The following is a 22,262-nucleotide window of genomic DNA, read 5'->3' as shown; positions in this document are numbered from 1 at the left end:
ACTTGATTACATCGTGCGCCCGGGAGGGGGTCGGTGTCAGGTCCGTTCGCCGTCAGCGCAGGAGCCATCCGTCGGCCAGGTCCAACGTCCTCGGGTCGCCCGGGACAGCGGTCGTGGTCAGCTTTAGCGGTTAAGCGGTCGGGTGAAAAGAACGCGGGCCGGAAGGTTCCCGTGCCCGCGTCCACTCACTCAACACGCGGCGAAAGAACAACACCCCAAGAGCCGCGTGGTCGGACAAAACGCTCAGCGCACGTGGTCAGCCAGCGACGCCGCGACCTCGGCCGGCGACGGCATCGCGGCGACCTCGGCCGCGATCGCCTGGGCGGCGTCCCGGACGGCCGAGTCGGTCAGCAGCTCGCGCGCGTGCGCGGTCACCGCCTCGGCGGTCACGTCGTCGCCGAGCAGTTGCGCGCCCAGGCCGTGCTCGACGACAGCCGCGGCGTTGCTGAACTGGTCCGCGCCCTGCGGGAGCAGCAACTGCGGCACACCGGCCGAGAAGGACCCCAGGGTCGTGCCGCTGCCGCCGTGGTGCACGACGAGGTCGGTGTGCGGCAACAGGTCCGCCTGCGGCACCCACGGCAGCACGGTCACGTTGTCCGGCACGTCACCCAGCGCCGAGACCTCGACCGTCGGCCCGGCCGCGACGAGCACCCGCGTGCCCTCCAACGCCGCCAGGCTGGCGATCGCGTTGCGCAGCACCTCCGCGTGGCCGAACGCGGTGCCCAGGGTCAGGTACACCAGCGGCTGCTCGTGCGCGACGACCCAGTCCGGCAGCTCGCCGGGTTCGGCGAAGGGCACCGGCCGCAGCGGGATGGTGTCGTGGGTGGACAGGAAGGCCTTGTCCTGCACCGTGGGCGGGCAGATGTCGATGTACGGGTTGCCCAGCAGCATCGGGTCCTTGTCGGAGACGGCGACGCCGAGTTCATCGGTGAACCTGGTCAGCGTGTCGAGCACGAACGGCGCGGCGTCGGCCTCCCACATCCGGCCGAAGCCGTGGCACAGCGCCGGGATGCCCGCGGTCTTGGCCGCCAGGCCCGCGCCGGGGTTGCCCAGCTCGTGGACGACCAGGTCGGGCCGCCACTCGTCGACGAACGGCGCCAGGTCCGCGTAGAACCGGCGGGGCAGCGTGGACCCGAACACCTCGGCGATGAGCTGCGGTTCCTCCTGCCCGACCTGCTGCGGCGACCCGTGCTTCGCCAACAGCGCGCCGAACGCCTCCCGCATGTCCATGCCCGCGGCGACGTGCCGGATGCCCAGCCGCCCGATGGCGTCCGCGAAGTCGGCGGTGGTGGCGTAGACGACGTCGTGGCCGTGCTCGCGCGCCGCCTTCGCCAGGGGTAGTAAGGGATAGGTGTGACCGTGCGAGCCGAGGCTCGAGAAGAGGATCTTCACCGGTTCGATTCTAGCCGGCTTTTTCGCCGAGCGCTGAATTTTCGCTCCCGGCTTACCGCCACATCCAGTGCGGTCCGACGGTCCAGCCCAGCAGCCGCCGCGACTCGTCCACCGATCCGCCGCGCACCACGCGCTCCAGCCCTTTCAGCGCGATGTACAACGCCGGCGGCGCGTCGTCCCAGCGAGCGGCCACGAAGGCGTCCGCCCCGCCGCTCAGGGACAGGAAGAACAGCATCTGCCGCCAGGCGTCGTGGAACGTCGGCCGTGCGGCCTGGGCGGACTGCGCGGCGCGCAGGGCGGTGTGCCGGGGCGACCCCGGTCGTCCGCGCTTGGCCACCATCGCCTCGATGGTGTGCTCCAGCAGTCGCCGGTCGCGCAGCCCGATCGCCTCCCGCCGTACGAACATGGCCGTGCAGCGGAACAGGACCGCCAGGTTGTGCCGGGGGTTGCGGTGCTTGGTGGTCAGCGTGTGGGTGGCGGACAGCTCGGCGTACCGGGCGACCAGCGCCTCCGCCCGCGCCCGCCACGCCGCGTCGATCCGCGCGCCGATCCGGATGTCCTCGTACGAGTCCAGCCACAGCTCCAGCAACTCGTCCGCGAAAGGGTTCCACACGGTCAACGCCTCGTTCATGGCCGCGACCCGCGGGTTGGGCGCACGCCGGGCCAGCGTCGCGCTCGCGTCGCCGACCGTCTGCCGCCACAGCAGTCCGTTCGGCTTCGTCGGGTCCGGCGTGGGCAAGAACCGCAGCCGGTCGGCGAACGGCCCGATCTCGCCCAGCAGCGCCTCGGCGGCGTCGAAGTCCTCCTGGCGCACCAACCACGCCGGCACCAGCAGCGCGGCCTCTTCCGGCAGGTCCGCGCGGTACTCGCCGCTGTCGAGCAGGGTGCACAACTCGGCCTGCCCCTCGGGCGTGAGGGCGCGCGCGAAGTCGGTGAGCCGGTCGGTTTCGTGCGGCAGCAGCGGTCCGCCGGCGGATGCGCGACCGGTCGCGAACCCGCCGCGGACGACCTCCGGGGTGACCCACGCGGGCAGGTCGGCGACCGGGGTGCGCGAGCCGATGCGCAGGGTGCCGTCGCTCATGCCGCGCAGCACTTCCACCCACTGCCGCACCCGTGCCTTGGCGCGTTCGCGGGTCGCGGTGTCGGAGTGGGTGGTGGCGGTGGCGAAGGCGTCCGCAAGGCGCGCCCCAAGGCGTACTCGTTCATCGCCGGCGTGGCGGGTTCCGCCCCCGCGCCCTCCGGGTCCGAAGCCCGGTGCTCTGACTGGCTGAGCTACACGCCGTCCGTGCGGCTGGACTGTAGCTCAGCGGTCGGTGGGGGAGCCGGCGATTTCGCCGCGCGCGGCGACCGTCGCGTCGATGCTCGCGGTCAGGAAGCGGGCGATGGTCGTGCGTTCGTCGTCGCTGAACGACTCCCACGCCGTGGTGTAGGCGCCGTCGAGCGGGGCGAAGAAGCGGCGGCCCAGGTCGAGGGCCTGTCGTTGACGCGGAGTTCGACCTTGCGGCGGTCGGCGGTGCTGCGGGTGCGCTCGACCTGGCCGGAGGACTCCAGGCGGTCCGGGACGGAGGTGGTGGCGGAAGGGCTCACGCCGAGCGGGTCAAGGCGTTCGGGGACCAGGGCAACCTGCCCGCGATCGTGGTCGCGGAACGCACCTCGGGCATCACCGAGGCCGACCGCGCCTACCTGGGCGGCATCGCCTACCCGGGCAAGGCTTCGCCGGTCATCCCGTCGCGCCAGGACGACCAGGCCGCGCAGGTGGTGGTCGCGATCGACGCCGCCGAGCCGGCCGACGCCGTGGCGGACCTGCGGGCCGCGTTGGACAACCCGCCCGCCGGGCTCACCGTCCTGGTCACCGGGCCGGCCGCGCAGATCGCGGACCTGAAGGAGGACTTCGGCGGCATCGACGGGTTGCTGCTGCTCGTGGCCGGGGCCGTGGCGCAGTCGGACGTGTTTCTCGCCGACGTGGAATCCACGGTGGGGCAGGAGGTGCTGTCTCGGCACTTCCCGAGTGTAAGCGGGTCGCCCGCGATCGTGTTGGCGCGGGCGGGTGCGGCCGAGGAGGTCTTTGCGGCGGCGAAGGCGGACGGCGTGTCCACTGTGGAGCGGCGGGGTTCGGTCGACGGGTCGGTGCGGTTGGACGTGGTGTTGAAGGACCCCGCGGACTGCGAGGCGGCGCTGGAGACGGTGCAGCGGTTGCGTTCGGCGGTTCGGGAGGTGCCGGCGGCCGAGGCCAAGGTGGGTGGGCCGACCGCGACCCAGCTCGACACGCGGGACACCTCCGAGCGGGATCGGCTGGTGATCATCCCGATCGTGCTGTTGGTGATCTTCTTGGTGTTGGCGCTGCTGCTGCGGTCGTTGGTGGCGCCGTTGTTGCTGATCGCCACCGTTGCGCTGTCCTTCGGCGCGACGATGGGGGTTTCGGCGTTGGTGTTCAACGGGGTGTTCGACTTCCCGGGCGCGGACCCGGTGGTGCCGTTGTTCGGGTTCGTGTTCCTGGTGGCGCTGGGGATCGACTACAACATCTTCCTGATGACCCGGGTGCGCGAGGAGACGCGTGTGCTGGGTCGGCGCGGGAGGGTGTGCTGCGCGGGTTGACCATCACCGGTGGGGTGATCACCTCTGCGGGTGTGGTGCTGGCGGCGACGTTCGCGGCGTTGGCGGTGCTGCCGATCCTGTTCCTGGCGCAGATCGCGTTCATCGTGGCGTTCGGGGTGTTGCTGGACACCATCATCGTGCGGTCGCTGCTCGTGCCGGCGTTGGCGGTGGACATCGGCGGGCGTGTCTGGTGGCCGTCACGCATTTCCCGACCGGATTAACGCGTTACCGCTGGAGATCACCGTTTCGAGTGGACTTGACGCGTGACGAGGCTGGTGGTGTCGTTCTCGCCGCGCCGTTCCGGCCTCCTGTTCCTAAGGTCCGCTCGTGACCCGGTCCCAGACCGGGTACGGGTACGACCGGGCGGCCGGGCGCCACGCTCCGTCCACCGCGCCACCCGGAGACGAGTCTCCTCACGGAAGGTCAAGCCGTGGGACGGAGGGTCGGACGTCCTTTGTGGACCCGGCGCGGCGCGACGGTGCGGCGAGGTTCATGTCTGATCACGGAGGCACCTTCGGCAGCGGTACGACCCACCACCTCGGCCGGGCAGCACTGCTGACCGCCTGCCTGCTCGGCTTGGGCAGCGGCGTGGCGGCGGCGGAACCCGGTCTGGACTGGGACGCCGTGGCGCGCTGCGAGTCCGGGGGCAACTGGTCGATCAACACCGGGAACGGCTACTACGGTGGCCTGCAGTTCACCCCCGGCACGTGGACGTCCAACGGCGGCACCGGTATGCCGCACAACGCCAGTCGCGAAGAGCAGATCCGCGTCGCGGAGAACGTCCTGCGCACCCAGGGCCCGGGCGCGTGGCCGAACTGCGCCGGCCGCCGAGCCGCCCCGGTCCGCACCACGCCCCCACGAGCAGGCACCCGCCCCGTTCGACAGGCCCCGGTGGCGCCCGCGGTGCCGATCCGCCCTCCGTCGTCGGACAACCCGAAGGGTGACTACACGATCAAGTCGGGCGACACCCTGGCGTCGATCGCCGCGGAGAAGGGCATCGCGGGCGGTTGGCAGGCCTTGGTGGCCCTGAACCCCGACCACCTCACCAACCCGGACCTGATCCTCCCGGGCCACCGCATCAAGACCCAGGACCAACCCACCACCCGAACCCACCGAGTCCGCTGACCCGATGACCGGGGCCGCTCGGAGCTGCGGATTCGTGGCTCCGAGCGGCCTTCAACAACATCACCCGATCGTGCACTTACAGAATCCGCGACCAACCGCCCCCTCACGCGTCCCGTAAAACAAGGAGCGCGGACAACGGCCCCCACCCCCTCAGGACCACCCACCCCAACCTCCCCACCGCCGCTCGCCCCTGCCTCTCGCCCCCGCCGCCCGCCGCCCACTCGCCGCCGCGGCTGCCCGCCGGCGCTGCCCGCCGGCGCTGCCCGCTGGTCGCCGCGATCGCCCCAGCCGCTCCCCGGCGCTGCCCGCCCGCTGCCACCGCAGCCTGCTGCCACCGCCGTCCACCGCTGCCGCCGCCCACCGCTGCCGCCGCTCGCCAGCCGCCGCTCGCCGCGACCGCCCGGTGCCGCCACCCGCCGCCGCCCGTCCACCGCTGCTTGCCGCCGCCCACCGGAGCCGTCGTGCCGCCACTTCGGGCCACCCCGCTGGGGGTGTTGCCATCGCATCCCGCCGGGCGGGGGCGCCATCACATCCCCACGGCGCCCGGGCGCGGGAGTCCGAATCGCCGAAGTGTGGATGGAGTGCCAGTCGGAGGGGTGTGCGCAAGGGGGAGGGGGTTAGTGGGGCTTTTGGCGGGGGGCGTAGTGGCCTGGAGGGACGCCTACTAGGCGTTTGAAGTGGCGGGTCAGGTGGGGTTGGTCGTGGAAGCCTGCTGTGGTGGCGGCTTCTGCTGGGGGCATGCCGGCCAGGAGTAGGCGTCTGGCCAGGTCCACTCGGCGGCCGGTCAGGTACTGGTGGGGTGGGATTCCGTATTCGCGGCTGAAGGATCTGATCAGGTGGGTGGGGTTGGCGTTCAGTTCCCGGGCGGCGGTGGTCAGGGAGAGGCCCTGCTGGATGTTGCTGTCGAGGAGGTCGCGTAGGCGGGTGGCTAGGCGGGGGTCGCGGGAGGTGGTGGGTGGAGCCGGGAGGTTGGTCAGGTGGTGGGTTAGGCGGGTGGTGATGAGAGCTAGGCGGGATTGGGCTTCAAGGGACTCCTCCGGGTGGCTCAGGGTGTTGTGGAGTTGGTGGATTCGGTGGCGTAGCAGGGGGTCGGGGAGGGCTGGGTGGTCGGCGGCTCGGCCCGCCAGGGAAGGGTCCAGGACGGTGGTGTCCAGGTAGAGGACGCGTTTGCGGAAGCCGGACGGGGTGGCTGAGCGGCCGTCGTGCGGGATGTGTGGGGGGAGCAGGGTGACCAGAGATTGAACTGCGCCGTGTTCGTGGCGGTCCAGGGCGAAGCGGACGGCGCCGTCGTCGATCAGCAGCAACGTCCATGCGTCATGGGTGTGCATGGGGTACGCGTGATCCAGGAAACGGGCGTGGAAGACCTCGGCCAAACCCGCCACGGGTGGCCGCCACGCCGTCACCTCCGGACCGGTCGACATGCAAGGAACGTACAAGACGCGCCGACCTCAACGCAGGGACGCTGACGGCGTGGAAAGGTTCGACACCAAGATCGCTGTCCTCCTGCGCGACGACCTCCAGCCCTGGCAAGGCCTGAACGTCTGCGCCTTCCTCGCCGGCGCCCTCGCCGCAGCCCACCCCGACCTCCTCGGCGAACCCTACGAAGACGCCGACGCCACCCCCTACCTCGCCATGTTCCGCCAACCCGTGCTCGTCTTCGCCAGCAGCAAAGAAGTCCTCACCGCCGCTCACACCCGGGCCGTCGCACGCGAACTGCCGATCGCGATCTTCACCTCCGACCTCTTCGCCACCGGCAACGACCGGGACAACCGGGCCGCCGTCCGAGCCGTGTCACGGGACGCCCTGGACCTGGTCGGCCTCGCCGTCCACGCCGGTCGGAACGTGGTCGACAAAGTCCTCAAAGGCGCCCGAATGCACCCCTAAGCCGCTGGAAGACGGGGGAGGACCAACTTCCGTGAGCGACTGGGCGACACCGGCGTGGGCGCGACAGTCGTACAGGCGGTGAGCAGGAAAACGGCGGCACACAGGAGGCGACCGGCCGATAACCCAGGCAGTACGCGCGGATGGTAGGGCACCTACCGGCGGCGGGTAGGTGCTTTCCGCGGCCTCATACGGGCACGGTCAGGGACGCGGTGTAACCGGAAGTGACGGAACCGGTGACCGTGGCCAACTGCTCGTCGTGACCATCCCGGAACACCATGTCGTTGCTCAGCGACGTCCGGGACATGTTGCGCACGCTCTGCACGTACCCCGCCGTCCCGTACACCGTCTTGCACACGTCCTCCGGCAGCGCGAGCTGGGAAGTGGTGATCTTCGTGCCGGCCCGGGTCGCCTCCGCCAGGCTCGGGTACACCTCGAAGTGGATGTGCGGCCACCGCCCCGAGTACGCGGCCGGGAAGATGCTGGTGAACGTCACCACGCCCGCGCCGTCCGCCTCCTGCACCCCGCGCAGGTAGTTCTCCGAGGTCACACCCTCCGAGTACATCGAGTACCGCCCGTCGATGTCGCAGTGCCACAGGTACACCGCCGCCCCGACATACGGCGCGCAACCCCGCTGCACGGTCAACGTGATCGTCAGCGGCACGCCCTCCGCCGTGCGCGAGCCCGTGCCGAAGCTGGTCCTGATATCGCTGCGCACGATCCCGCTCTGCGTCAGCACGTTCGGGCCGTTGGAACCGTCACCGGGGTACGGCCCGGCCGTCTCCTGCGGGATCGGGTCCGAACACGAACCCGCCGAAGCAGAAGAAGTACCGGACGAAGCGCCGGAGGAAGGCGACCCGCTGTCGGAGCACGCCGCCAACGAGGCGAGGCCGACTCCACCGAGCAGAGAAAGCGCCTTCCTGCGGGTGAGGGTGGCGAGGTCGAAGGTGAGGCCGCGGTCGTGGATCGGGGTCATGCCATCCAGCGTGACCCCGAATCCTGTGCGTTGCCTGTGCACTTCCTATGCGGTTGTTAGCGGTGCGTCCCACTCGATACGGTGGTCGAACTGCCACGTGAACTTCGACGGCTTCGCGAACTTCACCGCCACCGGCATGATCAAGTCGCGCAACACCCGCGCCACCGGACCGGCCGCCTTGTCCTGGTTGGTCCGCGCCGCCATGGCGATGATCCGCTCCACCCGGTCCCGCCGCAGCCGCTCATACGCCGCGAACGCCTCCGCATAAGGCAAATGGCGCAAGCATCGAGCCAACTCCACGGCACTCTCGAACGCCAGCGAAGCACCCTGCCCGGAACTGGGGGACGTGGCGTGCGCCGCGTCACCGATCAACGCCATCCGCCCCCGGCTCCACGTCGGCACCGACGGGATGTCCTCCAACGGCCCCGTGATCACCAACTCCTCCGGCGACGTCCGCGACAGCATCGGCACCGCCGGCACCCGGTCCTCCGCGAACACCTCCCGGAACCGCCGCAACCACTCCGCCGCACCCACGGCCCGCGCCTCCGCCACCGACATCGGCGTCTTGCTGGGCAGGTTCACGAACCACCCGCCGGACGAGTCGTCCATCACCTGGTACCCGAAGAACGCCCGCTTCCCGAACGCCAGGTACATCCGCCCACCGGTCGACGGCAGCCCGGTGTCCGCCACCCGCGCCCCGAACCCGAGCAGGCCCGCGTACCGGGGGCGCGGCGCGGCCGGGTCGATCAGGCCGCGCACGGTGGACCGGATGCCGTCGGCCCCGATCAGCAGGTCGCCGCGCACCGACGACCCGTCCGCGAACCGCGCCACCACCCCGTCGTCGGACGAGGACGCGTCCACCAACCGCTTGCCCAGCACGAACTCCACCCCGCGCGCCAACGCCTCCTCGCGCAGCACCCGGTACAGCTCGTCGCGCCACACCATGAGCTGCGGCGGCTCGCTTGCGAACGCGCCCAGCGTCTTGCCCGTCCAGCTCTGCATGGCCATGGACGTGATGGGCGTGCCGATCGCCCGCACCGCCTCGTCCATCCCGACCACGCTCAACGCCTGCAACCCGTTCGGCGCGATGCTCAACCCGCCGCCGACGCCCTCGGCCGTGCGCGGGTACGCCTCGTAGACGGTCGCCTCGAACCCCGCCCGGCGCAGCGCCAACGCGGCCACCGGCCCGCCGATGCCACCGCCGATCACCAGCACGTTCATGTCCCCTCCAGCCTCTGGTGGAAACCGGCCCACATGGGTCCCCAGCCGGTCTCCGGGTCCTCGATCCGGTCGATGAAGCCCTGGACGAACGCCGCCTCGGCGTCCAGCAGGGCGATCCGGTACTCCTCCTCGACCAGGAAGAGCGGGTGCACGTCGGCCCCGTCGACCAGCGCGCGGATCTCCGCCCGCTGCGCCGCCAGCCGCACCAGCCGGTCGCGCAGCAGCGGCACGACCTCGTCCGGCGGCAGCGCCCCGATCAGCGACAGGGCGGCCACGAAGTGCGGGTACTCGTGCCGCGGCTCGGACACCAGCTCCCGCATCCAGTCGCGCAGCTCGGCCCGCCCCTCGGCGGTCAGCGCGTAGACGGTGCGCTCGGGGCGCTGGCCGTCGCGGACGGTCTCCCGCGGGGCGATGAACCCGGCCTTCTCCAGCTGCCCGACGACCATGTAGAGCGAGCCGTGGGTGAACTTGATGCTGCGGTCGTCCCCGTGCTCGCGCAGCATGCGGCTCAGCTCGTAGGGGTGTGCGGGCTGCCTGACCAGGTAGCTCAGCACGGCCAGGGCCAGCAGGTTGCCGACCTTGCGCTTGCTCGCCATCCGTCCTCCTGTAGTCATAAACAACTATCCAGTTATGACTAGTCAGTGTCAACTATTCATCTCGCGGCGAGGTTCGCCGGCCGTGTTCGGCCTGATCAGCGCAAAATCGCGGACGCCCTTGCCCCCGTTCGGGCGGGTCGCCCAAGCTGCGGGTCCCCGGCGACGAAAGCGAGACGGCCGTGCAGCAGACCAGCGCGCTCGAACAGCTCCTGTGGGACGTCTACGGCCACGTGCGCGACGGCGGAGGGCCGATCACCGAGGGGTTCGCGAGCCTCGCGGAGGTCGAGTACCTGGCCGGGCTCGCCCGCGCCGCGGGTGCCCGGACCATCGCCGAGATCGGGTTCAACATCGGGTTCTCCAGCATCGCGTTCCTGGAGAGCGCGCCGGACGCCCGGGTGGTGTCCTTCGAGCTGGACCAGCGGCGGTCGGTCGCGCTGGCCAAGGAGTTCGTGGACGTCCGCTACCCTGGGCGGCACGAACTGGTCGTCGGCGACTCCACCGAGACCGTGCCCGCGTACTCCGGGGCGCGGCCGGACCTGGTGTTCGTCGACGGCGGGCACACCTTCGAGATCGCCTACGCCGACATCGTCAACGCCCGCCGCCTGGCCCGGCCGGGCGCGGTGGTCGTGGTGGACGACGTGATCCCCTGGTACCCCTGGGGCGTCGGCCCGCACCGGGCGTGGACGGCGGCCGTCGAGGAGGGACTGGTGGACCCGGTCGAGTACCACGTGGACGGACGCCGGGTGGAGGTGGTGGGAGAGCCGGGCGACCGGGCGTGGGCGACCGGGCGGTTCACCCGGTAGGGCGGGGTCGTTTCAGGGTTCTTCAGCGCCCGAAGTGGGGCGGTAGGGGTTTTTCCGCTCAGTGGACGCGATGCGGGGTGGAGTGGCCCGCGGAGCGAAAGGCGTCGGATGAGCATCTCCGAGATGGACTTCCGGCCCGCCGTCCGGCCGACTCCGCCGCCGCGCACGATGCGGTCGTTGCGGGACCGGCGCGACGAACTGACCAGCCGGGTCGCTCTGGGGAACCGGGCCGCGGTCGAGCGCCGGCACTCGTTGGGCAAGCGGACCGCGCGGGAGCGGCTGGAGCTGCTGCTCGACGTCGCCGCGGGTGCAGGTGATCTTGCGCAAGGCTTATGGCGGGGCGTACATCGTGATGGACTCGCGGTCCATCGGGTGTGACCTGTCTTTGGCCTGGCCCACCAACGAAATCGCCGTGATGGGTGCGGAGGCGGCGGTGAACGTGGTCCACCGCAAGGAGTTGGCCGCTTCCGCCGACCCGGACGAGCTGCGCGCCACGTTGATGGCCCGGTATTCCGACGAGTTGGTGCACCCGTACTACGCGGCTGAGCGTGGTTTGGTGGACGACGTGATCGACCCGGCTCAGACGCTGTCGGCTGTGCTGCGGGGGTTGGCGATGCTCCGCGACAAGCGCCGCCATGCTCCGGCTCGCAAGCACGGCAACGTTCCGCTGTGAGGCCGGTCAGTAGGCCTCGCCGTCGTCGCCGACCAGGCGGGCGTCGAGGGCGTCCGCGATCCAGCGCAGGCCTTGTGCCGCTTCGAGGGTGGCGCCGGCGATCGTGATCTCGCCGGCGTGCCAGTCCAGGGAGACCTCCACGCCGGCGGCCGTGCAAGCGAAGATCGGCCGGCGGGTGCCGTCGTGGAGCGTGGCCCAGCCGCCGACCGGCAGCCTGCCGTGTGCGAAGGCCTCCCACTCTTCGCGGGTGATCGGGGCGGATTCGCTGTCGTACCAGGCTTCGGCTCGCGTGATGTGCAGGTCGTATCCCACGGCGCGAACCTACCTCTTGACCACCACCAAGGCGAGGGCCGCGACGGCTGCGGCGAGCAGCACCACGGCGGACGGCGAGGCGTGGTCCAGCACAGCTCCGCCCGCCGGCGCGCCGATCCCGATGGTGGCTTGGAAGGACGCGGTGAACAGGACGGAGGCGGCTTCGGGGGAGTCGGGGAGCGCCTTGGTGAACAACACCTGCGAGCACACGGGCACCGCTCCGTAGGCACGGAACCCAGCGGCACCGCGGCGAAGATCACCGCGGTGGCCCGGGCACCGGCCCCCGGCACCAGCCGCGCCCCCAACCCCGCGCCGATCGACCAGAACCCCCCGATGACCACCTCCACGACCACCCGCGCGGCGAGCAGCACCCGGTAGTCGGGGGCCGGCGCGGTGCCGACGTTGGCCAGGGTGAGCAGGACCATGAAGGCGCACAACATGATCCGCCGGTCGACCCGGGCGGTGACCGCGGTGACCACCGGCGCGGCCACGGCGGCGAGGAAGCCCGGCATGGTCATCAGCAGCCCCGCGGTGCCGTCGGAGACCGCGAAGCTGCCGCCGATCGAGGTCAGCAGGCCGATCGGCAGGATCTCGGTGGTGACGACGGCGAAGATCCCGGTGGCGACGGAAACCACCGCGTACCAACGCTTCCACTGACGGACTTCGACCGTGCTCACGGACATGGCGTCGAGTCCACCAGCCGGGCGGGCCGGGTGCCGGCAGGAAGGCGACGAGGCAGCACCGGCGGGCGCGCGGGAGGTGGTCCGGCGCGCCCGCCCGTGCGCTAGAACGGCTGGTTCGCGAAGCCCTTGCGGGCGGCGGCGGAGAGGAAGGACTGCCAGACCGACGTCGTGGTGTGCGGGTCGCCGGTGATGCCCAGGCGGGACTTGGCGGTGTTGAAGGCGTTCTGGGTGTTGGTGCCCCAGATGCCGTCCACCACCAACCCGGAACCCATGAAGTTGTTGCACAGGGCCTGTACGAACTTCGTGTCCGACTCCGAGCTCTTCACGCACCGCACCGGCAGGCCGCCGAAGTCGGCGTGGATGTGGTCGGCGTGGTCGGCGTTGTACCAGCCGTCCAGGACGTAGCGGAAACGCCTGCGGCACACCGCGTCCACCGCCAGATACCGGCGGCGGGTGGCCAGCGTGGTGGAGGCGTGGTGGCGGTCCAGCGGGGAGGAGATCTGGCCGCCGGACCAGCGGACGTAGTCCAGGTCCATGGCCGTGCCGGCGCCGTGCTGGCCGGGCTTGTTCACGTAGAACCCGGCCGACACCAGGTAGGTGATGCTGCCGTAGGCCGAGGACAGCGACCGCAGGTCCCGGATCCACAGCACCAGGCTGTCGTAGAACCCCTGCGTCGCCTGCCAGTTGCGCAAGGTCGTGTTGCCGCGGTCGGACCGCCAGTAGTAGACCGGGGTGCCGTCGATCCGGCTGAACGTGATCACCAGTGGGCTCCCTCAGATCGCGGTGGTCAGGAGGCGGCCGGCGGACAGCCACGCGGCGCGGGCGCCGGTCACGCCGAGGGCCTTGGCGTCGGCGGGCACGGCCGCCGGTCCCGAAGCGCCGCCGACGACACCGGTCAGCGGTGTGGAGCCGGCGATCTCGTTGCCGAACCACCGCACGACACCGGACACCGACGCCAGGCCGCGCACCGCGACCCCGTCGACCCGCGGCAGTTCGCTCCACGCCACCCCGTCGGCCGAGGTGTGCACGCGGGTGCCGGCGGAGTCCACCGACGCGCACACGAACCCGCCCGCGGTGGTGGCCAGGGCGGACGCGAGCAGCCCGTCGGCCAGGCCGCGCACCGGCGCGGTGGTCCAGCCCGAAGGCGTGCGCCGGGCGGCGACCCGGACCTCGGGCGCGCGCTCGTGCCGCACCACCGACCCGAGCGCGAGGGTGCCGGTGACGGCGGTGAACTCCGAGCGCGTGCCGTGCAGGCGACGCGCTTCCCGCCAGGTCACGCCGTCCGCCGAGGTCCACAGCGCGGCGACCGGGTCGCCGGCCAGCGAACCGGCGGCGACCAGCCGCGTGCCGTCGTCGGACAGGTCGACCAGGTCGGCGTTGTCCAAGCCGGCGGTGATGCGCACCGAACCGTTGTCGCTGAGCAGGGCCCAACGTCCGTCGATGCGTGCGAGAGTCACGGGAACCCCGTCGAGGGTGGCGACACCGATGCCGCCGGACGGGGGAGTGGAGGCGTTGGCGGTTCCGGTTCCGACGGACGTGGCGGCCACGGCCGTCACGGCGGCGCCGAGCACGAACGTGCGTCGATCGAGCACGTCAGCTCCTTTCGGAGAGCAGGGAAAATCTGACGTGGTACGTTTTCTGTTGGAACTTTTCCGACGCAGTATGTAATCACGCCCATACGGCGGGCAATAGCCCTAACAGGCGGCGCTAGGATGAACAGCGTTCGCGACTGGCGTGCCGAGGGTGGGATCGACCACCGGGGAGCGAAGTAGCCGACAGAGCACCGCGCGCCTGGGTGCCCGGCACTCGCTGGAGGCTGCCGTGCACGACCCCGCCATCCCCGCGCTCACCCAGGCCGACCCGGAGATCGCCGACCTCGTCCAGGCCGAGGCGCGCCGCCAGTTCGACAAGATCCGCCTGATCGCGTCGGAGAACTACGTCTCCCGCGCGGTCCTCGAAGCCACCGGCACGGTGCTGACCAACAAGTACTCCGAGGGCTACGCAGGCCGCCGCTACTACGAGGGCCAGCAGGTCGTCGACCCGGTGGAGACCCTGGCCGTCGAACGGGCCAAGTCGCTCTTCGGCGTGGACCACGCGAACGTCCAGCCGTACTCCGGTTCGCCCGCGAACCTGGCCGTGTACATGGCGTTCCTGGAGCCCGGTGACACCGTGATGGGTCTGGCGCTGCCGTCGGGCGGGCACCTGACCCACGGCTGGGGCGTTTCGGCGACCGGCAAGTGGTTCCGCAGCGTCCAGTACGGCGTGCGCAAGGAGACCGGCCGGGTCGACCTCGACCAGGCCCGCGACCTGGCGCGGAAGGAACGCCCGAAGGTGATCTTCTGCGGCGGCACCGCCATCCCGCGCACCATCGACTTCCCGGCGTTCGCCGAGATCGCGAACGAGGTCGGCGCGGTGCTGGTGGCCGACATCGCCCACATCGCCGGCCTGGTCGCGGGCGGCGCGCACCCGTCGCCGGTCGGCCACGCCCAGGTGATCACGACCACCACCCACAAGACCCTGCGCGGCCCGCGCGGCGCGATGATCCTCTCGGACGCCGCGCACGCGAAGGCCGTCGACAAGGCCGTCTTCCCGGGCCTGCAGGGCGGTCCGCACAACCACACCACCGCCGCGATCGCCGTGGCGCTGGGCGAGGCGGCGACCCCGGAGTTCCGCACCTACGCCCACGCGGTGGTCGCCAACGCCAAGGCCCTCGCCGCGGCGCTGACCCAGCGCGGCTTCGACCTGGTGTCCGGCGGCACGGACAACCACCTGATCCTGCTCGACCTGACCAACAAGGCCATCGGCGGCAAGCCGGCGGCGCGGGCGCTGGACCGCGCGGGCATCGAGGCGAACTACAACACCGTGCCCTTCGACCCGCGCAAGCCGTTCGACCCGTCCGGCGTCCGGCTGGGCACGGCGGCGATCACGACCCGGGGCCTGGGTCCGGACCAGATGCCCCAGGTCGCGGCGTGGATCGACGCGGCGGTGCAGGCGGCGGGGGATGCGGGGACGCTGGACCGGATCGCGGCGGAAGTGGCCGAGCTGATGGCCGCTTACCCGATGCCGGGTTGGGCGCAGGCGTAGTCGGTGCCCCGGTGCCGGATGACACGCCGCCGGGCCTACGGGTCCGGCGGCGTGGTCACCGGCTGAACAGTTGGCAGCACCGCTTCACAGTTGGTACGGGTCGGTGAGGCCGGTCACCCGGACACGGGAGCGCATGGAGATCAGTCTGGCGAGTGCAGGGACGTCGTTGTACGTGGTGTTGAACGTCCACACACCTTCGCGGCCGGTCACCCGCGACTTGAACGCCACCTCGTAGGAGAAGGCGCTGCCCGTCGGGAGCGAGCCGATGGCGAACTGCGTCATCTGGCCCTTGATCGACCGGATTTCCGACCACGCCAGGGCGAACACGCGCCTGCCCGCGGCGTCGACGAAACCGCCCGAGAACAGGTAGAGCCCACCACGCGTGCGGTGGAACCAGACATAGCCCCAGGTGGCGACGACCAGCAGGCCGACCACCACGACGCCCCGGCCCCAGACGTTCTCCGGTCCGTTGACCACGAAGTTCATCACGACGACGAGGATCACCAGGCACGCCAACGCCCCGCCGACACCGGGGCGGCGGCGCACCCGTCGCTCGAACTCGCCGAGGTTCGCCTGGGCCGCGCGGGCGAGCACGGGGGGCGGCGGCGCGTCGGTCGGCTTGCTCCCGGCCATCGGGCCAGAGTAGCGAACGAACCGCGCCCGGAACCGGTGCTCCGAAACGTTTGTGGTCAGAGCGCTAGAAACCTTCCGAGAGGGCCTCGACCAGGTGCTCGACGTCCTGGCGGAAGGTTTCGTGGTGCAGTTCGAGCACCTGTCGGAACGTTGCCAGGTTGAACGGCTCCACGTCGGGCATCGGGGCGTCGTCCACCAGCACCGGCACCACGCGCACGTAGTACCGCAGGGCCGATTCGAACTCGGCAGGCATCGGCTCGCGCAAAGTCCACAGAGGACTGATCAGGGCCAGCAGGTGGTCGGCGCGGTGGACGGTCTCGACGACCTCGATGTCGTGGTCCGCCAAGTGGTCGGCCAGTCGACCCGCCAGGTGCCGGTCGTCGGGGCGGGCGTAGCTCAGGTACACGGCGGGGCGGGTGTGCGGTGGGAGGACCAGGCCGTGCAGGGCGGCCTGGAGGCGGTCGCGGACGTCCTCGACCTCGATCCGGGCTCGGGTCAGGAGTTGGACGGCGCCGCTGTCGGGTTGGTCCAGCAGGGCGATGAGCAGGTGTTCGGTGCCGGCTCGGCGGTGGCCGAGGGAGACGGCGTGGTGGCGGGCCTGCTCCATCGCCTGCTCGGCGCGTGCGGTGAAGGGCGGGTCGCCGGGGGAGGGTGCGCCGCCCCGGCCGGCGATCTCGACGAGGTGGTCGACGCAGCCGGGGGTGGTCAGGCCGGCGGAGGTGAGGACCTGGGCGGCCAGGCTCAGGTCCTCCTCGACCAGTCCGGCCAGCAGGTGCTCGGTGCCCACCCGCTGGTGCCGCAGCTGTCTCGCCTGGCTCCGGGCGAGCCGGACGGCTTGGCGCGTGTGGTCGTCGAACGTCGCGGGCATCGCCCCACCCCCGGCCGGAAGGGCCAGGAGGTCACCGGAACCGGTCGGTGGCGGCGATCCTGGCTTCGGTCATGCTGGCACTTCCACCGTGCGCGGTGTCGCGGATCAGGACAAGTTCCGCGTCCGGCCACGCGTGCGCGAGCAGCCACGGCGTGCCGACCAGGTTGCCCAGGTCCAGCTCGCCCTGCACGATCACGCCGGGGATGCCCGCCAACCGGTCGGCGTTGGCCAGCACGTACCCGTCCGGGATGAACGAGCCGTTCGCCCAGTAGTGCGTGACCAGGCGGGCGAACGCGAGCCGGTACGCCGGCGGGTCCCAGCGCGGGTCGTTGGGCGTCAACGGCAGCATCGCGTCCTCCCACGCGCACCACTCGTCGGCCGCCTGCTGCTGCACGGAAGGCTCGTGCAGCAGCTTCGCGTAGGCCGCGCACAGGTCGTCCGCGTCCCCGGCGAACGTGCGGAACCGGGCGTGCGCCTCGGGGAACATCGGCCCCAGGCCGGTCACCAGCAGGTCCACCTCTTCCTGCCGACCGGTCGCCACGCCCGCCAGCACCAGCTCGGACACCCGCTCGGGGTGGCGCACCGCGTAGACCAGGCCCAGCACCGCACCCCAGGACGCGCCGAACAACTGCCACCGCTCGATCCCCAGGAACTCGCGCAACAGCTCCATGTCCGCGATCAAGTGGTCGGTGGTGTTGGTGGACAGGTCGACCACGGGCGCGCCCGCGTGCGGCGTGGACCGGCCGCACCCGCGTTGGTCGAACAGGACCACCCGGTACGCGTCCGGGTCGAAGTAGCGGCGGGCGTTGGTGCTGCACCCGGACCCGGGGCCGCCGTGCAGCACGACGGCGGGCTTCCCCTCGGGGTTGCCGCACACCTCCCAGTACACGTGGTGCCCGTCGCCGACGTCGAGCATGCCGTGGTCGTACGGCTCGATCTCCGGGTACAACGCCAACCCCCTCCGCAGATACAACAGTGCTGTTACATCACCCTAGCGCAGCCTCCAGCGCCGGGAACATGGCCCGCACGTCCTCCCCGCCACCGACCCACACGCCGATCGCGAACGCCGCCGTGGCCTCCAGCAACGCGGCCCGCGCCAGCCCGCCGCCGTCCACCGGCACGCACCCCGCGTCGCGCACCAACTCCCGCACGACGTCCAGCGCCCGCGGCGAATCACCGCACACCGGCACGCCCAACGGCCGCCCCTCGTACACCGGCGACGGCTCGCCCCACACGCTGACGTGGCACAGGTTGAACGCCTTCACCACGTCCCCGCCTGACGCCTCCGCCAGCCGCGCCGCCCCGGACGGGCCCAGCAGGAACCCGTCCTCGATCGAGTTCGTGCAGTCGACGACGACCTTGCCGCGCGCGTCGCCCACCGCCTCGACCGCCGCCGACGCGGGCACCGCCACCAGCAGGGCGTCCCCGAACGCCACGGCCTCGCGCACCGACCCGGCCCGCGCCATGATGCGCGACGCCAATGCCGCCGCGCGCTCAGCCGACCGCCCGCCGACCAGCACGTCGTGCCCGCGCGCCGCCCACTTGCCGCCCAGGGCCCGCGCCATCCCGCCGGTCCCCAGCACGCCGATCTTCATCCGTTCCTCCCGCCTAGGCTTCCTGTTGGAAACGCTAGAAAGCCCGACGGGCACCGAACGGTGTCCGCGCAAGGGGGGATGATGACCCGCTTCCTCGCCGACTGCCAGGCCCGCGTGGCCTTCGACCTGATGGCCAACACGTGGAACCCGGTGGTGGTGTTCGCGCTGCGCGACGGGGCGCGCCGGCCCGCCGACCTGCGCCGGATGATCGGCGGCATCCGGCCGAAGGTGCTCACCGAGTCGTTGCGCCGGTTGGAGGGCTACGGGCTGGTCGCCCGGGAGGTCGGCACGGACCGCGTGGAGTACTCGCTGACCCCGCTGGGCGAGAGCCTGCTCGGCCCGATCGACGCGATGGGGCGGTGGGGTCTGGACCACGGCGACGAGGTGGCCGCGTTTGACGACTGATCGAAACGGTGTTTTGGTTGCGGTGTGTCGAAGTACGGCGTCCCGAACCACAGACGCGACAACAATTCGCGTTGCCGTGGCGTGACCAGGGACATCGTGCTCGCGGCGCGGCGGCGGGTCGCCGTCGACGGCGTCGAGGGACTGACCATCCGGGCGGTGGCGCGGGACCTGGGGATGAGCAGCCCGGCGATGTACCGGCACGTCCGCAGCCTCGAAGACCTCACCGACGCGATCGTGCTCGACGTGCTGGACGAGATGACCGCCATGCTCGACGCGGTGGTGGAGCAGGCGGACGGCGAGGAGACCGCGCGGCGCATCGTGCTGGCCGGCCGGGCGCTGCGGGCGTGGGCGTTGGACCACGCGTTCGAGTTCCAGCTGACGATGGTCACGCCGGCCACCGCCGAGGCCGCCAAGCCGCGGTTGTCCGACGCGCGCTACCGGTTCGGCAAGGTGTTCGCCGAGCTGGTCGCGCGGTTCCTCGGGGAGCGCGGGGAGCCGTTGCCGGAGGGCTCCGCCGCGCTGCTGCCCGAGACGATCGCGGAGTTCCGGCGGCGGGTGGAGCTGCCGGTGCCGGACGCCGCGATCGCCCTGTTCCTGCGCTGCTGGGTGCGGCTGTACGGGGTGATCTGCATGGAGGTCATGGGGCAGTTGCGGTTCCTGGGCGACCGGGCGGGGGAGCTGTTCGAGGCGGAGCTGCGGTCGGTGGCCGACCTGCTCGGGATGCCCGGACGAGCGCTCGCCCGTTGAGCCGGCGAACAGCCGGGTCAACCGTCCGTGTCGCGCGTTCCGCCGCCGAGCCGGGTTAGATCGTGATGGCGCTGTCGCCGTCGAGCCGCTGGGCGTGGTCGTCGTCGAACCAGTAGCCGTCCGGGCCGAGGTAGCGGAAGCGGTGCGTGCCCGGCGGCAGGATCACGGTCACCGTGCGCGTCCCGTCGCGGCGCGGGACGAGCTCGTGGATGCCCGGTGTCCAGTCGTTGAACGACCCCACGACGCTGACCGGGCCGTCGGGGACGTCCGCCGGCAGCGAGAAGGTCACCCGGCGTTTCGGTCCGAACAGGCGCGTGCTGCGGAGCATCGTCCTCCTTCGCTGGTCGATCTTGCCCTGCCTGGCGGCACCCTAGCGTTCCCGTGCGACGGCTGTGTTTCAAGTGGACAGTCACACGGTCGGGTGGCCTACGATCGGGCGAATGGGGACGTCGCACCTGTCCGACGAGGACGCCTTCTACCACGCCTGCGAGAGCGCCGGCACGGCCTTGCTGGAGGAGCACCACCGGCCCGGGTTCGAGCGCATGGTCAACCACAAGCTGGACTTCGAGGACGCGGTGGGGCTGCGGTGGTTCCTGGACCGGGGCGTCGACGTCGACGAGTGCCGCTGCCTGCACCACGCCGTCGTGCGCGGCCGGGGCACCCGGATCCTGACCATGCTGCTCGACGCCGGCGCCGACGTGAACCTCCCGTGGGACCGCTGGGACGTGGGCCGCCGCCCGCTGGCCCTGGCCGCCCGGTGCGGTCACCTGGAGGCGTACGAGCTGCTGCGCTCCCACGGCGCCACCGCCGACCTGGACGACGTCGACCGCGCCGTGCTCGCCGTGGCCCGCGGCGAGTCCACCACCCTGCCCCGCGCCCGCCCGCCCGCGCTGGGCCTGCCCGAGGGCGACGACTACGGCTGGATCCTCGGCCAGTTCGCCGGCCTGGGCCGGGTTTCGGTGGTGGAAGCGTTGTTGGACGCCGGTCTCCCCGTCGACACCCGCGGCTGGAGCAACTTCACCCCGCTCGACCAGGCCGCCATGAACGGCCGCGTGGACACGGTCCGCCTGCTGGTGGCGCGCGGCGCGGACCTGGCGGACAAGGCGTTCGACGAGGACGGCCCGACCCCACTGGACTGCGCGATCTGGGGCTCGCTGAACAACCGCACGGACGACGGCGACTACCCGGCCACGGTCGCCCTGCTCCTGGAGGCCGGCGCACCCACGCAGCACACGGCCCCGACCGGCGATCCCGAGATCGACACGCTGCCGGCCCGGCAGTGAGTGCGCGACTGCCCTAGTCGCGAGGATCACAAAGGTGCACATGCTGCAAAGTTGCAGTCTGTGCAGCTTCCTTCGTGCGCTGTTCGAGTGAAGAGCGAACCCTGCCTGCGCGACCGCAAGAAGCGGTTGACCCGGGACGCGCTCTCACGGGCCGCCGTCACGCTCGCCGCCGAGCGAGGCCTCGACCACGTGACGGTCGAAGACATCAGTGCCGCGGCGGACGTCTCGGCGCGGACGTTCTTCAACTACTTCGGGATCCCGCCGCGCGACATGGGCGAGTACGCGGGCCTGTTCGGCGCGGTGTTCGGGGTCGGCACGGTCGCCGGGCGGCTGATCGGCGGTGTCATGGTCGACACGTCGTGGCTGGGCTGGCGCTGGTGCTTCTTCATCGGCGTGCCGTTCACCCTGGCGTCGATCTTCCTGCTCCAGCGCACCCTGCGCCTGCCGGTGGTCCGCCAGGAGGTCGAGATCGACTGGTTGGGCGCGGCGCTGATCGTGTCCGGGGTGTCGACGCTGCTGGTGTGGACGACGCTGGCGGGCAACCAGTTCGAGTGGCTGTCCGGCTGGTCCGCGCTGATGGTCGTCGGCGGCCTGGTGCTGCTGGCGCTGGCGGTGTGGGTGGAGTCGCGGGCGGCGGACCCGATCGTGCCGCTGTCGATCTTCGCCAACCGGACGGTGTCGCTGACCACCCTGGCCAGCGCGCTGGTGGGGGTCGCGATGTTCGGCGGCACGGTGTTCCTGTCGCAGTACTTCCAGGTCGGCCTGGGCAAGACGCCGACCCAGGCGGGCCTGATGAGCCTGCCGCTGATCTTGGGCCTGCTGGTGTCCTCGGCCGTGGCCGGCGGTCTGATCACCAAGTGGGGGCGCTGGAAGGTGTTCCTGGTCGCGGGCGGGGTCGTGATGGTCGGCGGGATGCTGCTGCTGGCCACCGTCGACGCCCGGACCAGCGTGTTCATGGTGTCGGTGCACATGGCCGTGCTGGGCGTCGGCGTCGGCGTGCTGATGCAGAACCTGGTCCTGGTGGCCCAGAACGACGTGCCGGCCAAGGACCTGGGCGCGACCACGTCCACGCTGACGTTCTTCCGCTCCCTGGGCGGCGCGATCGGCGTGAGCGTGCTGGGCGCGGTGCTGGCCAACCGGGTGACCGCCTGTCCGCCGAGAAGTTCGGCCCCCCGGCCGGCGGCTCGAACGAGGTCCCGGACCTGTCCAAGCTGCCCCGCGAGGCCCTGGTGATCATCCAGGACATCTGCGCGACGGCCACCGCCGAGCTGTTTCTGATCGGGCGCCCATCGCCGTGCTGGCCCTGGTGGCGGTCCTGTTCATCAAGGAGAAGCCGCTCAAGACCCAGAGCGGCGACGAACGCCTCGCCGCGGAGATGGCCGGCACGCAC

The 22,262-nt window shown here is 71.4% G+C and carries 24 protein-coding genes, 1 tRNA gene, 3 pseudogenes and 1 riboswitch; of the genes and pseudogenes, 10 read left to right on the top strand and 18 right to left on the bottom strand.

What is annotated here, in order from left to right:
* Nucleotides 1-243: 243 nt before the first annotated feature.
* From RIN75_RS13130 to RIN75_RS44075, 4 genes are all read right to left on the bottom strand, one after another.
* Complete coding sequence (locus tag RIN75_RS13130; RefSeq protein WP_309112151.1) at nucleotides 244-1,392, bottom strand: glycosyltransferase; 1,149 nt, start codon at nucleotides 1,390-1,392, stop codon at nucleotides 244-246.
* Between the two features lie 52 nt (nucleotides 1,393-1,444).
* Nucleotides 1,445-2,473, bottom strand: a complete 1,029-nt coding sequence (locus RIN75_RS13125) for a hypothetical protein (protein WP_309112150.1) — start codon at nucleotides 2,471-2,473, stop codon at nucleotides 1,445-1,447.
* 127 nt (nucleotides 2,474-2,600) lie between these two features.
* Nucleotides 2,601-2,674: transfer RNA gene (locus tag RIN75_RS13120), tRNA-Arg, on the bottom strand.
* Nucleotides 2,675-2,760: 86 nt separating this feature from the next.
* The gene (locus tag RIN75_RS44075; RefSeq protein WP_375295948.1) at nucleotides 2,761-2,979 is read right to left on the bottom strand and encodes a MarR family transcriptional regulator; all 219 of its coding nucleotides are present in this window, start codon (nucleotides 2,977-2,979) and stop codon (nucleotides 2,761-2,763) included.
* A 3-nt stretch (nucleotides 2,980-2,982) separates the two neighbouring features.
* On the opposite strand from RIN75_RS44075, the pseudogene RIN75_RS13115 reads away from it, so the two are divergent.
* Nucleotides 2,983-4,208 (top strand): annotated as a pseudogene (locus RIN75_RS13115) (MMPL family transporter); the annotation flags it as partial.
* 271 nt (nucleotides 4,209-4,479) lie between these two features.
* A complete protein-coding gene (locus RIN75_RS13110; protein WP_309112149.1) occupies nucleotides 4,480-5,112 on the top strand; it encodes a transglycosylase family protein in 633 nt (210 codons plus the stop codon).
* Between the two features lie 617 nt (nucleotides 5,113-5,729).
* On the opposite strand, the gene RIN75_RS13105 is transcribed toward RIN75_RS13110, so the two are convergent.
* Nucleotides 5,730-6,533, bottom strand: a complete 804-nt coding sequence (locus RIN75_RS13105; RefSeq protein ID WP_309112148.1) for an AraC family transcriptional regulator — start codon at nucleotides 6,531-6,533, stop codon at nucleotides 5,730-5,732.
* Here RIN75_RS13105 and RIN75_RS13100 point away from each other — a divergent pair.
* Nucleotides 6,532-6,996: a DUF2000 domain-containing protein gene (locus tag RIN75_RS13100; protein ID WP_309112147.1), complete on the top strand. Its 465-nt coding sequence runs from the start codon at nucleotides 6,532-6,534 to the stop codon at nucleotides 6,994-6,996. The two genes, RIN75_RS13105 and RIN75_RS13100, sit on opposite strands and share 2 nt — an antisense overlap.
* Nucleotides 6,997-7,180: 184 nt before the next feature.
* Here RIN75_RS13100 and RIN75_RS13095 read toward each other — a convergent pair whose 3' ends face one another.
* Genes RIN75_RS13095 through RIN75_RS13085 form a run of 3 tightly spaced genes read right to left on the bottom strand, consistent with a single transcriptional unit; the run spans nucleotide 7,181 to nucleotide 9,786 of the window.
* Nucleotides 7,181-7,969, bottom strand: coding sequence for an intradiol ring-cleavage dioxygenase (locus tag RIN75_RS13095; protein ID WP_309112146.1), 789 nt, complete (start codon nucleotides 7,967-7,969; stop codon nucleotides 7,181-7,183).
* A gap of 45 nt (nucleotides 7,970-8,014) precedes the next feature.
* On the bottom strand, nucleotides 8,015-9,190 hold the full coding sequence (locus RIN75_RS13090) for an NAD(P)/FAD-dependent oxidoreductase (protein WP_309112145.1): 1,176 nt from the start codon (nucleotides 9,188-9,190) through the stop codon (nucleotides 8,015-8,017).
* Entirely contained in the window at nucleotides 9,187-9,786 is a 600-nt protein-coding gene (locus RIN75_RS13085; protein ID WP_309112144.1) for a PadR family transcriptional regulator, read from the bottom strand. Before RIN75_RS13085 ends, RIN75_RS13090 begins: the two co-directional genes overlap by 4 nt.
* A 179-nt stretch (nucleotides 9,787-9,965) precedes the next feature.
* Between RIN75_RS13085 and RIN75_RS13080 the strand changes: the two genes are divergently transcribed.
* Both RIN75_RS13080 and RIN75_RS13075 read left to right on the top strand, forming a co-directional pair.
* Nucleotides 9,966-10,589 (top strand): class I SAM-dependent methyltransferase, encoded by a 624-nt coding sequence (locus RIN75_RS13080; protein WP_309112143.1) that lies wholly within the window; start codon nucleotides 9,966-9,968, stop codon nucleotides 10,587-10,589.
* A 286-nt stretch (nucleotides 10,590-10,875) separates the two neighbouring features.
* Nucleotides 10,876-11,262 (top strand): annotated as a pseudogene (locus RIN75_RS13075) (carboxyl transferase domain-containing protein); the annotation flags it as partial.
* A 6-nt stretch (nucleotides 11,263-11,268) separates the two neighbouring features.
* Here RIN75_RS13075 and RIN75_RS13070 read toward each other — a convergent pair.
* The 5 genes and pseudogenes from RIN75_RS13070 to RIN75_RS13050 form a co-directional block, all read right to left on the bottom strand.
* Nucleotides 11,269-11,574: a hypothetical protein gene (locus RIN75_RS13070; RefSeq protein ID WP_309112142.1), complete on the bottom strand. Its 306-nt coding sequence runs from the start codon at nucleotides 11,572-11,574 to the stop codon at nucleotides 11,269-11,271.
* Between the two features lie 9 nt (nucleotides 11,575-11,583).
* Nucleotides 11,584-11,784, bottom strand: coding sequence for a hypothetical protein (locus tag RIN75_RS13065; protein WP_309112141.1), 201 nt, complete (start codon nucleotides 11,782-11,784; stop codon nucleotides 11,584-11,586).
* A gap of 77 nt (nucleotides 11,785-11,861) precedes the next feature.
* Nucleotides 11,862-12,257 (bottom strand): annotated as a pseudogene (locus RIN75_RS44070) (MFS transporter); the annotation flags it as partial.
* A gap of 101 nt (nucleotides 12,258-12,358) precedes the next feature.
* A complete protein-coding gene (locus tag RIN75_RS13055) occupies nucleotides 12,359-13,018 on the bottom strand; it encodes an extensin family protein (RefSeq protein WP_309112139.1) in 660 nt (219 codons plus the stop codon).
* Nucleotides 13,019-13,030: 12 nt separating this feature from the next.
* Nucleotides 13,031-13,849, bottom strand: coding sequence for a hypothetical protein (locus RIN75_RS13050; protein WP_309112138.1), 819 nt, complete (start codon nucleotides 13,847-13,849; stop codon nucleotides 13,031-13,033).
* A 123-nt stretch (nucleotides 13,850-13,972) separates the two neighbouring features.
* Nucleotides 13,973-14,061, top strand: a riboswitch (ZMP/ZTP riboswitch).
* Between the two features lie 17 nt (nucleotides 14,062-14,078).
* Between RIN75_RS13050 and glyA the strand changes: the two genes are divergently transcribed.
* A complete protein-coding gene (gene glyA / locus RIN75_RS13045; RefSeq protein ID WP_309112137.1) occupies nucleotides 14,079-15,341 on the top strand; it encodes a serine hydroxymethyltransferase in 1,263 nt (420 codons plus the stop codon).
* A gap of 84 nt (nucleotides 15,342-15,425) precedes the next feature.
* Here the strand turns inward: glyA and RIN75_RS13040 are convergent, their stop codons facing one another.
* From RIN75_RS13040 to RIN75_RS13025, 4 genes are all read right to left on the bottom strand, one after another.
* Complete coding sequence (locus RIN75_RS13040; protein ID WP_309112136.1) at nucleotides 15,426-15,974, bottom strand: hypothetical protein; 549 nt, start codon at nucleotides 15,972-15,974, stop codon at nucleotides 15,426-15,428.
* Between the two features lie 64 nt (nucleotides 15,975-16,038).
* Entirely contained in the window at nucleotides 16,039-16,842 is an 804-nt protein-coding gene (locus RIN75_RS13035; protein WP_309112135.1) for a Clp protease N-terminal domain-containing protein, read from the bottom strand.
* A gap of 31 nt (nucleotides 16,843-16,873) precedes the next feature.
* Entirely contained in the window at nucleotides 16,874-17,791 is a 918-nt protein-coding gene (gene pip / locus RIN75_RS13030; RefSeq protein ID WP_309112337.1) for a prolyl aminopeptidase, read from the bottom strand.
* Nucleotides 17,792-17,828: 37 nt separating this feature from the next.
* Nucleotides 17,829-18,437: an NAD(P)-binding domain-containing protein gene (locus RIN75_RS13025; protein ID WP_309112134.1), complete on the bottom strand. Its 609-nt coding sequence runs from the start codon at nucleotides 18,435-18,437 to the stop codon at nucleotides 17,829-17,831.
* A gap of 81 nt (nucleotides 18,438-18,518) precedes the next feature.
* Between RIN75_RS13025 and RIN75_RS13020 the strand changes: the two genes are divergently transcribed.
* Together RIN75_RS13020 and RIN75_RS13015 are read left to right on the top strand one after the other, a co-directional pair.
* Nucleotides 18,519-18,842 (top strand): winged helix-turn-helix transcriptional regulator, encoded by a 324-nt coding sequence (locus RIN75_RS13020; protein ID WP_375295947.1) that lies wholly within the window; start codon nucleotides 18,519-18,521, stop codon nucleotides 18,840-18,842.
* Nucleotides 18,843-18,923: 81 nt separating this feature from the next.
* A complete protein-coding gene (locus RIN75_RS13015; protein ID WP_309112132.1) occupies nucleotides 18,924-19,589 on the top strand; it encodes a TetR/AcrR family transcriptional regulator in 666 nt (221 codons plus the stop codon).
* 55 nt (nucleotides 19,590-19,644) lie between these two features.
* Here the strand turns inward: RIN75_RS13015 and RIN75_RS13010 are convergent, their stop codons facing one another.
* Nucleotides 19,645-19,917 (bottom strand): isoamylase early set domain-containing protein, encoded by a 273-nt coding sequence (locus tag RIN75_RS13010; RefSeq protein WP_309112131.1) that lies wholly within the window; start codon nucleotides 19,915-19,917, stop codon nucleotides 19,645-19,647.
* A gap of 112 nt (nucleotides 19,918-20,029) precedes the next feature.
* Between RIN75_RS13010 and RIN75_RS13005 the strand changes: the two genes are divergently transcribed.
* Both RIN75_RS13005 and RIN75_RS12995 read left to right on the top strand, forming a co-directional pair.
* Nucleotides 20,030-20,872 carry an ankyrin repeat domain-containing protein gene (locus tag RIN75_RS13005; protein WP_309112130.1) on the top strand — a complete coding sequence of 281 codons (843 nt, stop codon included), beginning with the start codon at nucleotides 20,030-20,032 and terminating at the stop codon, nucleotides 20,870-20,872.
* 87 nt (nucleotides 20,873-20,959) lie between these two features.
* Nucleotides 20,960-22,105 (top strand): MFS transporter, encoded by a 1,146-nt coding sequence (locus RIN75_RS12995; protein WP_375295946.1) that lies wholly within the window; start codon nucleotides 20,960-20,962, stop codon nucleotides 22,103-22,105.
* The last annotated feature ends 157 nt before the right edge of the window (nucleotides 22,106-22,262 follow it).

Source organism: Saccharothrix sp., assembly GCF_031180885.1.
Lineage (GTDB): Bacteria > Actinomycetota > Actinomycetes > Mycobacteriales > Pseudonocardiaceae > Actinosynnema.
This window is presented reverse-complemented; position numbering and strand designations above follow the sequence as displayed.

Bases quoted from the DNA above. Each gene is read 5' to 3' on its own strand.
- RIN75_RS13090 (WP_309112145.1), bottom strand. From the start codon at position 9,190: ATGAACGTGCTGGTGATCGGCGGTGGCATCGGCGGGCCGGTGGCCGCG.
- RIN75_RS13085 (WP_309112144.1), bottom strand. From the start codon at position 9,786: ATGGCGAGCAAGCGCAAGGTCGGCAACCTGCTGGCCCTGGCCGTGCTG.
- RIN75_RS13110 (WP_309112149.1), top strand. From the start codon at position 4,480: ATGTCTGATCACGGAGGCACCTTCGGCAGCGGTACGACCCACCACCTC.
- RIN75_RS13020 (WP_375295947.1), top strand. From the start codon at position 18,519: ATGACCCGCTTCCTCGCCGACTGCCAGGCCCGCGTGGCCTTCGACCTG.
- RIN75_RS13035 (WP_309112135.1), bottom strand. From the start codon at position 16,842: ATGCCCGCGACGTTCGACGACCACACGCGCCAAGCCGTCCGGCTCGCC.
- RIN75_RS13095 (WP_309112146.1), bottom strand. From the start codon at position 7,969: ATGACCCCGATCCACGACCGCGGCCTCACCTTCGACCTCGCCACCCTC.
- RIN75_RS13100 (WP_309112147.1), top strand. From the start codon at position 6,532: ATGCAAGGAACGTACAAGACGCGCCGACCTCAACGCAGGGACGCTGAC.
- RIN75_RS13005 (WP_309112130.1), top strand. From the start codon at position 20,030: ATGGGGACGTCGCACCTGTCCGACGAGGACGCCTTCTACCACGCCTGC.
- RIN75_RS13105 (WP_309112148.1), bottom strand. From the start codon at position 6,533: ATGTCGACCGGTCCGGAGGTGACGGCGTGGCGGCCACCCGTGGCGGGT.
- RIN75_RS13010 (WP_309112131.1), bottom strand. From the start codon at position 19,917: ATGCTCCGCAGCACGCGCCTGTTCGGACCGAAACGCCGGGTGACCTTC.
- RIN75_RS13125 (WP_309112150.1), bottom strand. From the start codon at position 2,473: ATGAGCGACGGCACCCTGCGCATCGGCTCGCGCACCCCGGTCGCCGAC.
- RIN75_RS13040 (WP_309112136.1), bottom strand. From the start codon at position 15,974: ATGGCCGGGAGCAAGCCGACCGACGCGCCGCCGCCCCCCGTGCTCGCC.
- RIN75_RS13025 (WP_309112134.1), bottom strand. From the start codon at position 18,437: ATGAAGATCGGCGTGCTGGGGACCGGCGGGATGGCGCGGGCCCTGGGC.